This window comes from Streptomyces sp. BA2, assembly GCF_009769735.1.
Lineage (GTDB): Bacteria > Actinomycetota > Actinomycetes > Streptomycetales > Streptomycetaceae > Streptomyces.
On record NZ_WSRO01000002.1, the window covers coordinates 7,091,146 to 7,103,342 of the forward strand.

13 protein-coding genes are annotated in these 12,197 nt (G+C 70.3%); 2 read left to right on the forward strand and 11 right to left on the reverse strand.

All coding sequences use genetic code 11. From position 1 onward, the window contains the following. Positions 1-14 precede the first annotated feature (14 nt). The 3 genes from E5671_RS34665 to E5671_RS34675 all read right to left on the reverse strand — a co-directional run bounded on the left by E5671_RS34665 (position 15) and on the right by E5671_RS34675 (position 2,550). Positions 15-1,343 (reverse strand): M28 family metallopeptidase, encoded by a 1,329-nt coding sequence (locus tag E5671_RS34665; RefSeq protein ID WP_160507797.1) that lies wholly within the window; start codon positions 1,341-1,343, stop codon positions 15-17. 236 nt (positions 1,344-1,579) lie between these two features. After that, positions 1,580-2,041 carry a hypothetical protein gene (locus E5671_RS34670; protein ID WP_160507798.1) on the reverse strand — a complete coding sequence of 154 codons (462 nt, stop codon included), beginning with the start codon at positions 2,039-2,041 and terminating at the stop codon, positions 1,580-1,582. Between the two features lie 98 nt (positions 2,042-2,139). Further along, positions 2,140-2,550 carry an organic hydroperoxide resistance protein gene (locus E5671_RS34675; RefSeq protein ID WP_160507799.1) on the reverse strand — a complete coding sequence of 137 codons (411 nt, stop codon included), beginning with the start codon at positions 2,548-2,550 and terminating at the stop codon, positions 2,140-2,142. Between the two features lie 149 nt (positions 2,551-2,699). Here E5671_RS34675 and E5671_RS34680 point away from each other — a divergent pair, with 149 nt between their 5' ends. Further along, on the forward strand, positions 2,700-3,188 hold the full coding sequence (locus E5671_RS34680) for a MarR family winged helix-turn-helix transcriptional regulator (RefSeq protein ID WP_160507800.1): 489 nt from the start codon (positions 2,700-2,702) through the stop codon (positions 3,186-3,188). Between the two features lie 4 nt (positions 3,189-3,192). Here E5671_RS34680 and E5671_RS34685 read toward each other — a convergent pair whose 3' ends face one another. The 6 genes from E5671_RS34685 to E5671_RS34710 all read right to left on the reverse strand — a co-directional run bounded on the left by E5671_RS34685 (position 3,193) and on the right by E5671_RS34710 (position 9,499). Further along, positions 3,193-4,197 (reverse strand): ABC transporter substrate-binding protein, encoded by a 1,005-nt coding sequence (locus tag E5671_RS34685; RefSeq protein WP_160507801.1) that lies wholly within the window; start codon positions 4,195-4,197, stop codon positions 3,193-3,195. A 23-nt stretch (positions 4,198-4,220) separates the two neighbouring features. After that, positions 4,221-5,000, reverse strand: coding sequence for an ABC transporter ATP-binding protein (locus E5671_RS34690; protein ID WP_160507802.1), 780 nt, complete (start codon positions 4,998-5,000; stop codon positions 4,221-4,223). 1 nt (position 5,001) lies between these two features. Further along, positions 5,002-6,144 (reverse strand): FecCD family ABC transporter permease, encoded by a 1,143-nt coding sequence (locus E5671_RS34695; protein ID WP_160507803.1) that lies wholly within the window; start codon positions 6,142-6,144, stop codon positions 5,002-5,004. 87 nt (positions 6,145-6,231) lie between these two features. Then, positions 6,232-7,611 (reverse strand): MFS transporter, encoded by a 1,380-nt coding sequence (locus E5671_RS34700; protein WP_336605926.1) that lies wholly within the window; start codon positions 7,609-7,611, stop codon positions 6,232-6,234. Beyond that, on the reverse strand, positions 7,608-8,435 hold the full coding sequence (locus E5671_RS34705) for a Rossmann-like domain-containing protein (RefSeq protein ID WP_160507804.1): 828 nt from the start codon (positions 8,433-8,435) through the stop codon (positions 7,608-7,610). The genes E5671_RS34700 and E5671_RS34705 overlap by 4 nt, the downstream gene beginning before the upstream one ends. Before the next feature lie 74 nt (positions 8,436-8,509). Then, the gene (locus E5671_RS34710) at positions 8,510-9,499 is read right to left on the reverse strand and encodes a pyridoxal-phosphate dependent enzyme (RefSeq protein WP_160507805.1); all 990 of its coding nucleotides are present in this window, start codon (positions 9,497-9,499) and stop codon (positions 8,510-8,512) included. Between the two features lie 130 nt (positions 9,500-9,629). On the opposite strand from E5671_RS34710, the gene E5671_RS34715 reads away from it, so the two are divergent. Then, the gene (locus tag E5671_RS34715) at positions 9,630-10,589 is read left to right on the forward strand and encodes a GHMP family kinase ATP-binding protein (RefSeq protein WP_443032738.1); all 960 of its coding nucleotides are present in this window, start codon (positions 9,630-9,632) and stop codon (positions 10,587-10,589) included. Between the two features lie 64 nt (positions 10,590-10,653). Here E5671_RS34715 and rbsD read toward each other — a convergent pair whose 3' ends face one another. Both rbsD and E5671_RS34725 read right to left on the reverse strand, forming a co-directional pair. After that, on the reverse strand, positions 10,654-11,043 hold the full coding sequence (rbsD, locus tag E5671_RS34720; RefSeq protein ID WP_160507807.1) for a D-ribose pyranase: 390 nt from the start codon (positions 11,041-11,043) through the stop codon (positions 10,654-10,656). Further along, positions 11,040-12,023: a ribokinase gene (locus tag E5671_RS34725; RefSeq protein ID WP_160510593.1), complete on the reverse strand. Its 984-nt coding sequence runs from the start codon at positions 12,021-12,023 to the stop codon at positions 11,040-11,042. Before E5671_RS34725 ends, rbsD begins: the two co-directional genes overlap by 4 nt. Between the last annotated feature and the right edge of the window lie 174 nt (positions 12,024-12,197).

Sequence of the window (12,197 nt, forward strand, 5' to 3'; positions counted from 1 at the left end):
CGGACGGAGCGGGGTCAGAACGTCAGCTTCCAGCTGTTGATGTAGCCCGTGTCCTGCGCCGCCACATCCTGCACCCGCAGCTTCCAGGCGCCGTTCGCCGGTTCGCTCGATGCGTTGACCGTGTACGTCGCGATGACGTTGTCCGCGGAGTCGTTGCCGCTGGAGTTCTTCATGCGGTACGCCGTGCCGTCGGGTGCGAGCAGGTCGATGACCACGTCGCCGCGCCAGGTGTGCCGGATGTCGACGTCCGCCTTGAGGGTGGCCGGGGCGTTGCCCGTGCGGCCCGTCACGTTCACCGTCGAGGTCACGGCCGCGCCGTTGTCAGGGATGGCGACGTCCGTGGTGTTCTCGTACGAGTCGCCGGGCGGGATGGGAGTCTCCGTGCCGAGGGTCCAGACGGCGTGGGCGATGGCGTCGCTGTTGCGGTCCAGGGCGGTGTCGTTGATGTTCGACGTGGTGTCGCACGACGAGTGGTAGCAGCGGTCGAAGGCCTGGCCGGCCGTGCCGCCCCACTTCTGGGCCTGGGCGCTGGACTTCGTACGGCTCGCGCCGGTGAAGAGGCCGCCGACCGGGATGCCCACGTTCTTGAAGCTGGCGTGGTCGGAGCGGCCGTCGCCCTCGGTCTCTATCTCCGTGGGGACGTTCAGGCCCGCGTAGTAGTCCTTGAAGGTCTTCTCGATCGTGGGGTCGTCGTCGTAGACGAAGTAGCCCGGGTTCGGGGAGCCGATCATGTCGAAGTTGAGATAGCCGGAGACCTTTGAACGCTCCGTGGCGGGAAGGTTGTTGACGTAGTACTTCGACCCGACCAGGCCCAGCTCCTCCGCGCCCCACCAGGCGAACCGCAGGTGCTTCGTCGGCTCCAGCTGTGCGCGCGAGACGGCGAGCGCGGTCTCCAGGACGCCGGCCGAGCCCGAGCCGTTGTCGTTGATGCCGGGGCCCGAACTGACGCTGTCGAGGTGGGCGCCCGCCATCAGGACCTTGTTCGGGTCGCCGCCCGGCCAGTCCGCGATGAGGTTGTAGCCGGTGGCGCCGCTGGAGGTGAACTGCTGCACGGTGGTGGTGAATCCGGCCGCGTCCAGCTTGGCCTTCGCGTAGTCGATGGAGGCCTTGTAGCCGGGGCGGCCGTGGGCGCGGTTGCCGCCGTTGGCCGATGCGATGGACTGGAACTGGGAGAGGTGCGCCTTGACGTTGGCGAGCGGGATGTCGGGGGCCGCGAGCGTCGGGGAGGGTGCCGCGAGGGCCGTGGGTGCGGTGACGGCGAGCAGTCCGGCCGCGGCCAGGGTGGCGACGCCCGCGGTGGCCCGTCTCAGGGTGCGGGGTATGGCGGGTCTGGAGATTCTCATGTGGGGCTCCGAATTCCGAACAGCGAAGGGGACGGAACGTACTGACGCCCTGCGAGCGGATGCCGCAGGGCGTTGGAGCTGTGCTGAGCAGAAGGGTGGGGCGGTTGTGCGTTGCCTGATATTGAAGCTGGAACGACCCACCGTCAAGAGAGGAAACCGGTCAGATGCCGGTCAGCCAGATTCGGATATCGGACACCCTGCGATCGCCCCGCCAGGGCTCGCATACGGGGTCGGACTCAGTCCTCTTCGGGCGTCTCGGGACGCAGCAGCGGGTGCTTGACGCCCGGGAACACCGTGGCCCGGATCACCGGCTCGGCGGACGCGCCCTGCACCACCGTCTCGGCGACGCCCCACGGGCGGCCCGGCAGCACGACGAGGATGGTGTACGAGGAGGAGCAGCCCATGCAGTCGTAGCGGTCCGCCCAGGTCTCGACCTCGGTGCGGCTACCGGGATAGCGGGCCACGTGGCGGTGGCGTGCGTGGCAGCGGTCGCACTTCTCGCCCGGCTCGCAGGTGCCACCGCAGGGGCAGGGCACGTCCAGGGTCTCGGCGGGCTGCCAGCGCTGCGTGACGATCGCCTCGCGGGTGGCGCCCATGTCCTTCATGGCCTTGAGGTTGCGGGCGGCGACGTTGTACGACTCGCCGGTCGACGTCATCCGGTTCCGGATCACGTCCTTGCGTCCGCGGTTCGTCGTCATGCTGGGCCTCCTGGGGTTCACGCAGCCCACCAGGAGGCCCATGAGATCGGTCCCCCTACGGTACCCGCCCGTCGGGCGCGGCCCCGAATCCCGCCGGGCTACTCGATGACGAGCTCGACCTCGATGTTGCCGCGCGTGGCCTTGGAGTACGGGCAGTACGCGTGCGTGGCCTCGACCAGCCGCTGCCCGGTCTCGCCGGCCAGGGAGTCCGGCAGCTCCACGCGCATCACGACTGCGAGCCCGAAGCCCGTGTCGTCCTTGCCTATGGAGACCTCGGCGGTCACCGAGACGTCCTTGGTGTCGACCTTCATCTCACGGGAGACCGCCCCCATGGCGCTGGCGAAACAGGCCGCGTACCCGGCGGCGAAGAGCTGCTCGGGGTTGGTGCCCTGTCCGTTGCCGCCGAGGGCCGGGGGCATGGCGAGCGCGAGGTCGATCTGGCCGTCGGAGCTGACGGCGCGGCCCTCGCGGCCGTTGGCGGTGGCGACGGCGGTGTACAGCGCGTTCATGGGGTGTCCTTCGGTTCGTCGGTTCGTCGGTGGCCGGGCGTGGGTCGTCGGGCGTCGGTTCGTTCGTCCGGCTCGTTTGTCCTGTCCAGATAGTTGCACACGATTTAGTTGTGCACAACTGAATGGCGCGTGCGAGGTACTCTGGACCCATGACGTCAACGCCGACCGCCCTACCCCCCGGACGCGAGCTGCCCGACGTGCCCGACGCCGAGCTGCTCCGCCTCGACCACCAGGTCTGCTTCTCGCTGCACGCCGCCTCGCGCGCCTTCGGCGGCGTCTACCGCGATGCCCTCAAGGACCTGGGCCTGACCTATCCCCAGTACCTGGTCATGCTGGTCCTGTGGGAAGACGGCCCGCAGCCCGTCAAGGCGATCGGCGAGCGGCTGCGCCTGGACTCCGGAACGCTCTCGCCGCTCCTGAAGCGGCTGGAGACGTCAGGGCTCGTCCGGCGTGAGCGCAGCGCCGCCGACGAGCGCTCCGTCACCGTCCAGCTGACGGACGCCGGGGCCGAGCTGCGTGAGCGGGCCCTGCCGGTGCCGCGCCGGATCCTTGCCTCGACCGGTATGACGGTCGAGGAGATCCTGGCTCTGCAAGGACTCCTCGGCCGCCTCACGGGCGCTCTCGACGGGGCTCAGTGACGCTTCACCGCTTCAGCTCCCGCACGTACTTCCCGAACTTCTCCAGGCCGTCGATGTTGCGCGGCCCGCTGATGCCCTCGTTGTAGTCGAGCACGAAGAAGTTGTTCTTCTTCACGGCGGGCAGTTCCTTGGTGTGCGGGGACTTCTTCAGGAAGTCGATCTTCTTCTTGGCGGGCATGTCTCCGTAGTCGAAGATGATGATGACCTCGGGCTCGGCCTTGGCGACGGCCTCCCAGTTCACCTGGGTCCAGCGCTCGTCGAGGCCGTCGAAGATGTTCTTGGCGCCGGCGGCCTTGATGATGTCGTTGGGCGGGACCTGGCTGCCCGCCGTGAAGGGCTGGTCCGTGCCGGAGTCGTAGAGGAAGACGGGGAGCGGGTCGCCCTTGGGGGCCTTCGACTCGACGGCGGCCACACGCTTCTTGAGGCCGCCCACGACCTCGTCCGCCTTCTTCTCCACCTTGAAGATCTTGCCCAGGCGGTCAAGGTCCGAGTACAGGGCCTTGAACGGGGTCACTTTCTCCGGGTACTTGGGGTAGTTGAAGCAGCTCTCCGTGTGCATGAAGCTCTGGATGCCGAGCTTGTCCAGGATCTTCGGGGTGATGCCGCGCTGGTCGCTGAAGCCCGAGTTCCACCCCGCGACGACGAAGTCGGACTTGGCCTCCACGACGAGCTCCTTGTTGAGCAGGTCGTCGCTGAGCATCTTGACCTTGGCGTACTCCGACGCCCAAGGGGACTCGCTCACCGGCGGGTTGGCCGGAGGCATCACGTAGCCGTGGACGTGCTTCGTCAGGCCGAGGCTGAACATCTTGTCCGCGCTGCCGCCTTCGTAGACCACCGCGCGCTGCGGGGTCTTGTACGTGACCGGCTCGCCGCAGCGCTTGACGGTGACCTTCTCGGACGCGCCGCCCGCGCTCTTGGAGTCCGCGTCGACCTCCGCGCCGCAGCCGCTGAGCAGCAGGGCCGCCGCGAGCGCGGATCCGACGGCGGTGTATGTACGTGTTCTGGGCATGGCTTGGTGGTGCCTTTCGGGTGTCAGAGGGGAGTCGAGGGGCTGAGTGCGTAGAGGAGTTGGGGGTCGCCGGTCAGGGGGTGGGTGATCACGCTGGCCTTGACGCCGAACACCTCGTCGACGAGACCCGTGGTGAGCACCTCTTCCGGCGTACCGGCGGCCACCAGCGCGCCCTCGGACAGCACTCCGATGCGGTCGCACGCGGCCGCCGCGAGGTTGAGGTCGTGCAGGACCACGAGGACGGTGAGCCCCGAGCCCTTCAGGAGCGAGAGGAGCTCTATCTGGTGGCGGACGTCGAGGTGGTTGGTCGGCTCGTCCAGGACCAGGATCCGCGGCTCCTGCACCAACGCCCTTGCCAGCAGGACGCGTTGACGTTCGCCGCCCGACAGGGTGAGTACGCCGCGGTCGGCGAGGCGGGTGAGGTCGAGACGGGCCATCGTCCGCGCGCACAGGTCGCGTTCGCGTGCGCCGAGCGCCTGGTTGCCGCGCAGATGGGGCGCGCGGCCCAGGGCGATGACCTCCTCCACCGTGAAATCGAGGTCCACGGCGCCGTCCTGGGCCATCGCGGCGACGACCTGCGCGCTGCGGCGCGGCGTCAGGCGGGAGAGATCGTCGTCGCCCACCCTGACCACGCCGGAACTCGGACGCAGCGCACGGTAGACGCACTTGAGGGCGGTGGACTTGCCACTGCCGTTCGGGCCGACCAGGCCCACGATCTGGCCGCTGCCCACCTTCAGGGACAGGTCCCGGACGAGGAGCTTGCCGTCGATCGTCACGGACAGGCCGTCGAGTACGAGTTCCATCTCAACGCCCCCCGAACATATAGGCCTTGCGCCGCATCAGCGCGACGAACACCGGCACCCCGACCAGTGCCGTGATGACCCCGAGCGGCAGCTCGCGCGGCGCCACCAGCGTGCGCGACACCAGGTCGACCCAGACCATGAACACCGCCCCGACCAGCGGCGCGACGGCGAGCACCCGCGCGTGCGTGGCGCCGACCACCATGCGTACGAGGTGGGGCATGACCAGGCCGACGAAACTGATCGCGCCGCTGACGGCGACCATCACGCCGGTGATCAGCGAGGCGAGCAGGAGCAGGCCCTTGCGGTGCCGGTCGGGGCTGATGCCCAGGCTCGTCGCGGTCTCGTCACCGAGCGCGAGGACGTCGAGCGCCCGGCTGTACCTGTAGAGCACCGCGAGACCGAGCAGTACGCAGGCGGCGACGACGGGCAGGGCGCCCCAGCTCGCGGCGCCGAAGCTGCCCATCGTCCAGTACAGGACCATGCTGGTCGCCTCGCTGTCCGGCGCGAAGTAGATGATCACGCTCATCACGGCCTGGAAGCCGAGCGCCATGGCCACGCCCGTCAGGACAAGCCGCAGCGGCGAGAGCCCGCCACCGCGGCTCGCCGAGGCGACGTACACCAGGAGGGATGCGACGAGCGCCCCGATGAACGCCCCCGCCGACACCGCGTAGATGCCGAGTGCCGCGAGTCCGCCGGTGACCGTGACGGCGACCGCGCCGACCGAGGCCCCGGACGAGACGCCGAGGACGAACGGATCGGCGAGCGCGTTGCGCACCAGCGCCTGGATGGCGACGCCCACCGCGCTGAGGCCGGCCCCCACAAGTGCCGCGAGGAGCACGCGAGGTGTGCGGATCTGCCAGATGATCTGATACGTCGTCACCTCATCCGCATCGATGCTCCCGCCGCTCAGCGCCGCCCACAGCAGCCGGGCCGTGTCACCCGGCGTGACGACGGCGGAGCCGAGGCCGATGGCCACGACGACGGAGACGAGCAGGGCGAGGAAGAGCACGGCGCAGACCGCCCCCAGACCCGCCCGGGAGGCGAGACGGCTCCGCACACCCTTGGCCGGCGGCGGGTCCGGTGGGGGTGCGTCGGGGGCCAGGGCAATGGCTGCCGTGGGGGAGGTCGCGGGCGGCGGGGACATGGCGGTGGTCGGGCCTCTCAAGTCGGTGTGGACTTAGGCGGGTTGGGCTCTTTGGGTTGGGGGCCCAGGGGCTGGCGGATCGGGGTGCTAGATGACGGCCCCGGATCCCTTCCCCGGGCCGTCCTTCGCCGGGCCGTCCTTCCCCGGCCCGGCGCTCGCCGGGTCCTGGTTCGCCTTTGTCGTGCCTTCGCCCGGCCCCCGGTCCGCCGGGGTCTCCTCCGCCGGGCCGGCCCTCAGCACGAGAACCGCGGCCACCAGTGCCGCGATCACCAGCGCGCCGAAGGTCGCGGCGACGCCGGTATACCCGGCGAGGCCGAGGCCGAGGCCGCCGAGGCCTGCGCCCACGAAGACCCCGAGGCTCATTCCCGCGGCGTTCACGCTCAGGGCCGCGCCGCGTTGTGTGCCGCAGCGGCGGACCAGGAGGCTGACCACGCACGCGGCCACCACGGCGTGGCTCGCCGCGTGCAGGGACGTCATCGCGAGCGCGAGCGGGAGCCAGTGCGTGAAGTAGAAGCCCACGACCGAGACGAGCGCGGCGACGAGGCCGATGGCCAGCATCCGCTCGGTGCCGATCCGCGGCTCCTCGGAGTTCGTGACCCGCCCCGTGAGGAGGTTGCTCACAAAGAACGACGCGCCGCTCAGCGTCCACACGAACGCGAAGAGCCCGGGGTCGAGTTGGAACCGGTCGTCGTAGTAGGCCGCCAGATAGGAGAGGTAGCCCATGAACACCGCCGTGCGCAGCAGGGCGATGAGCAGGAGCGGGACAACCCCGGGGATTGTCCCGAGCGCCTTGAACGAGGCCACGTAGCCCAGGCGTTGGGTGGAGTCCTTTTCCTCCACCGGCTTGTCCTTGCCGTGTACGAAGAAGATCACCGCCAGGAGCAGCGACACTCCGGTCACGGCGAACAGGTCGCCCTGCCAGCCCCAGAGCAGCGCGGGCAGCGCGATGACCGGCGCCGCGAGCATCGCCGTCATCGACTGGGTCGCCGTGACGAGCGTCGCCGCGCGCCCCGCGGCCTTCCCTGAGCCGAAGCGGTCGGCGGCTGCCGCTGTCAGCGCCGGGTTCAGCACCGACGTACTGGCGCCGACAAGGAGGCAGAACACGGCGAGCAGGATGAAGTCCCCGCTCGCGCCGAGTGCGGCGGAGACGCCGAGTGCGGCGAGACCGCCCGCCGCGGCCCACTCCTTGCGCACCCGGTCGATCAGCGGGGCGAGCGCGGTACCCACCAACAGGGCCGCGAGACCGCCGAGTCCGCGCAGCCCGCCCAGCGTGGCGACACTGCTGTCGGCGTCCTCGGCCATCGGCACCAGATACGTGCTGAAGATGGTGAACGGCAGCAGACCGACCGCGGACGCGACCAGGACGGGCCACAGCGTGCGGGCCATCCGCAGATCGCCCGGCAACGCTTCTTCAGCGGCGGCCGGCGGTATGGAAGTCGGCGCGGGAGCCTTGGAGTTGACGCTCACGCCGCCTCCTTGTAGCGGTAGAGCGGCGTCTCGTCGGCGCTGAACTGCGAGAAAGCGAAGGGTTCCGCGGAGAGCCCGGTCACCCCGGCGGGCAGGAACGCGCGAGCCACCGCGCTGCCGCTCTGCGCGTACACCACCAGCGGCACCTCGTGCTCGCGGCAGTGCGCGAGGATCAGGTCGAAGGTGCCGTTGCTCAGCGTCATGCCGGTGGCGACCACGGCTTCGGCTTCCTTGAGTACCTCCGTCATGTCGTCGGTGACCCGGTCGCCCCACTGGGTCGTACGGAGGTTGAGGTCGCAGGGCAGGCAGACGCCGCCCCGCTCGCGTATCGCCGCGACGAGGGGGTTGACCACGCCGATGAGCGCCACCTTCGCGCCCGGCTCGATGTCGAGCAGCCCCGCGATGGCCGCGTCGCGTGCCTTCGCGCGGACCTCCGGGGTGCCGGTGGGCAGCGTGACGCGCTCGGCGTCGGCGGCGTCCCGGTGCGGGTTCACCTGCGCGAGATAGGCGTCGAGCGCGGCGATGCGAACGGGCGTGGACTCGGCGCGCAGCAGCTTGTCGAGGCTGTGGCCCGACGCGTTCTCGCAGAAGTCCGGGGCGAGTTCACCGGCCTCGAAGGAGCAGGCACCGAACGCCGTCCCGACCCGGAGCAGCAAGTAGTGGTTGTGGTACGTCACTTCGCTGCCCGCGAGGCGGGTGGTGTTGTACAGCCAGAACGCGCTGGTGACGGAGAGTTCCTTGGGGTCGGGGCCGTGCTCGCCCGCCAGGACGGCGTCGATGAGCTCCGCGACGTTGTGGGGCGTGCGCGGCTCAGGGTGTGACATGTGGTGTGCCCTCGGAGTTCGGAGTTCGGAGTTCGGGGTTCGGGGTTCGGGGTTCGGAGTGGTGATGGACGCTGTTATGGGAGGTCGGGCCAGGAAGTGGTCGACCAGGGGTGCCTCAGCTCGTCGAGCGAGGTGATCTCGTGGGGCTTCAGGGTGTCGATGTCCGGCGCCTCGGCGTGTTTCGCGTAGGCGCTTTCGACATAGCGATGACCCGTGTCCGCCGCGATGAATACGTACGTACGGGAATCGTCGCGGCGCTGTTCCCAGAGAGCGGTCAGATAGGCGGCACCGGCGGAAAGGCCGGCGAAGATTCCGCTGGTCCTCAGGAGCGAGACCGCGCCGGACACCGCGCAGTCGAAATTCACCCAGTGCACGCGGTCGTACGCTTCGTGCCGGACATTCTGGAATTCGATGGCGCTGCCGATCCCGGCGATGATCATGTCCGGGTCGGCCACGTGCTCCGAGCCGAAGGTGACGCTGCCGAAAGGCTGCACGCCGACGAGTGAGACGTCGCGGCCCGCCTCCCGCAGATACCCGGCGATGGCGCCGGTCGAGGCCCCCGAGCCGACCCCGCCCACCAGGGCGAGCGGCCCCTCGGGGACCTCGGCGTCGATCGTCCCGGCCACGTCGCGGTAGCCGAGGTAATGAATGCTGTCGTGGTACTGCCGCATCCAGTGGTACGAGGGATTCGCCTCGAGTATCTCCGCGATGCGCCGCACCCTCAGCTCCTGGTCGAGCCGGAGATTCTTGGACGGCCGCACCTGTTCCAGCGTGGCGCCGAGTATGTCCAGCTGGACGCGCAGGGTGTGGTCCACGGTCGTGGAACCCACGATGTGGCATTTCATTCCGTAGCGGTGACAGGCGAGCGCCAGCGCTTGCGCGTAGATACCGCTGGAACTGTCGATGAGGGTGTCGCCGGGTTTCACGGCACCGGAGTCAAGAAGGTGACGGACCGCTCCCAAGGCCGAATAGATCTTCATCGTCTCGAACCGGAGACAGACCAAGTCCGGCTCCAGGGATATGAGATCGGGTTTCTTCACCGCTTCGGCTATGTGGTCGTGCATGTCAGCCCTCTGCCCCCTGTGTTCGGTCGCCGAGCCGAGAGCATCACACTAGATGAAAATGATTGTCAAGACGGTTAGGGTTGTGGCAGCCTGTGGGCGCTGGAGGCGTCGGGACGTTGAGAGGAGACCTGTGAAGCTGTCCCAGGAGGCCGGGCCGCGGCCCCGCGCGGCGGGTGCGGGATCAGTCGGAACCGGAGTGGGTACCGCCTTCGGGACCTTCGGTGAGCTGCTCCAGGGTGTGCTGCCGGAGGAGGACGGGGACTTCCTGGTGACGTTGCCCGTCGCGCGGTGGACGATGGCCACGTTCCGGCGGGAGCCCGGCTGCGGGGACGTGACGGTCCGGCCCGCGGGTAAGACCAAGGCGCTCCAACTGGCGCGTACGATCTGTGAGTTGGCGGAGCGGCACACCGGCTTGACGTCGGCCGGGGGGACCCTCCACGTCAACAGCGTCATCCCCGAGGGCAAGGGCCTGGCGAGCTCATCGGCCGACCTCGTCGCGACCGCGCGGGCGGTCGGGCAGGCGCTGGGCGTCGAGATGCCGCCTGCGCGCATCGAGCGGCTGCTCGCGGACATCGAGCCCACGGACGGGGTGCTCTATCCGGCGATCGTCGCCTTCCACCACCGCACCGTGCGCCTGCGCGGCATCCTCGGATCGCTCCCGGTCATGGCCGTGGTGGGGATCGACGAGGGCGGCTCGGTCGACACGGTCGACTTCAACCGCATCCCCAAGCCGTTCACGCTGGCCGACCGGCACGAGTACGCGCGCCTGCTCGACCGCCTCGCGTGCGCCGTCCGCCGCCGCGACCTGGCGGAGGTCGGCCGGGTCGCGACCCGCAGCGCCCAGATGAATCAACTCCTGCGCCACAAATGGGCCTTGGAACCGATGCGGGAGATCTGCCGGGAGGTCGGCGGCCTGGGCGTCGCCGTCGCGCACAGCGGCACGACCCTGGGCATCCTGCTGGACACCGCCGACCCGTCGTACACGCAACGGGTCAGCGCGGCGGCGCGGGCGTGCGCGGAACTGGCGGGCGGGGTGACCGTCTACCGGACGCTCAGCTTCCCCCGAGGGGCCGGGCTCGTGCGGGGCTGAAGGGATCGGGAGTGTGGGGCTGAGGGGAACGGTGGCGCGGGGGGTGGGGAACGGTGGTGCGGGGTCAGAAGAACACCCCGCACCGGAGCAGCACGTTCGCGTACGGCGTCGCCTCGCCGGTGCGTACCACCAGGCGGGCCGTGGCCGTGCGGCGCTTGAGTTCCTCGTGGGGGATCAGGGTGAGGGGTGTGACGCGGGACGCCAGGAGCCCGGCCGTCGCCGGGTTCGCCTCCCGGACCTCCGTCGCCGCCGTGCCGCCCTCCGTCACCAGCTCGGCCAGCAGTCCGTCCAGTACCTCCGCGAAGGACGGGACACCCGCACGGAAGGCCAGGTCGACTACCCGCGGGCCCGGCGGAATGGGCATGCCCGCGTCGCAGATCAGGATCGTGTCCCCGTGGCCCAACTCGGCCAGGGCGCCGGAGAGATGGCGGTTGAGGATGCCGATCTTCTTCATGCGCCCTCCACCTGGCCCTCCATCTGGCCCGCCACCTCGTCCGCCGTCGGGTACGACTCCTGCGCGCCCTGCCGGGTGACCGAAGTGGCCCCCACGCGCGCCGCGTACGCCGCAGCCGTCGGCAGTTCCTCGCCCAGGCCCAGGCGCCAGGCCAGGGCCGCCGTGAACGCGTCGCCCGCGCCGGTCGTGTCCACCGCGTCCACCTTCGGGCTCGGCACGGTGACGGGTGAGCCGCTGCCGTCCGCCGTCAGCGCTCCCCGCGCGCCCAGGGTGATCACCACCGAGCGGGGGCCGAGGGTGAGCAGCGCCCGCGCCCAGTCCTCGGGGGAGTCTCCGGGGGCCGCGTCGTCGCCCAGGATGTAGCGCGCCTCGTGCTCGTTCACCACCAACGGGTCGCATGCGGCGAGGACTTCATCCGGCAGCGGTGCCGGAGGAGAGGGGTTGAGGACGAAGCGGGCGGTCGCCGGCAGGGTGCGTACGACCTCGGTGACCGACTCGACGGGGATCTCCAGCTGCGTCGAGACCACCCGGGACGCGGCGAGCAGGCTGCCCGCCGCGCGGATGTCCTCGGGCGTCAGCCTGGCGTTGGCGCCCGGCGAGACCACGATGCTGTTGTCGCCCGACGGGTCGACGGTGATCAGCGCGACGCCCGTGGGCGCCCCGCCGACCAGGACGCCGACCGTGTCCGCGCCCGCCGCGCGCTGCGAGTCGAGCAGAAGCCGGCCGTGGGCGTCGTCGCCTACCCGCGCCAGCAGGGCCGTGCGGGCGCCGAGGCGGGCCGCCGCGACCGACTGGTTCGCCCCCTTGCCACCGGGATGCGTGACGAGGTCGGAGCCGAGGACCGTCTCACCGGGGGCGGGGCGGCGCTCGACCCCGACCACCAGATCGGCGTTGGCCGACCCGACGACGAGGAGGTCGTACGTGGCGTCGTCGAGGTCGTGGTCACGGCTGGGGTCGTGGGCGTGGGCGTGGTCGTGCATCTGTGGGTCCGGCTCCTGCTCTACGGGGATGCGGCGGCGGGTTGTGGTGTTGGCGGGGCGGGGGCGGCGGGCGTGGTGCGGGCGGCTCACACGCTGTGCCACCGGGGGCGTGGTGCCGGTTCACGCTGACCGGCACCACGCCCCCGCCCGGCAATCGCCGGGCGGGGGCGTGGT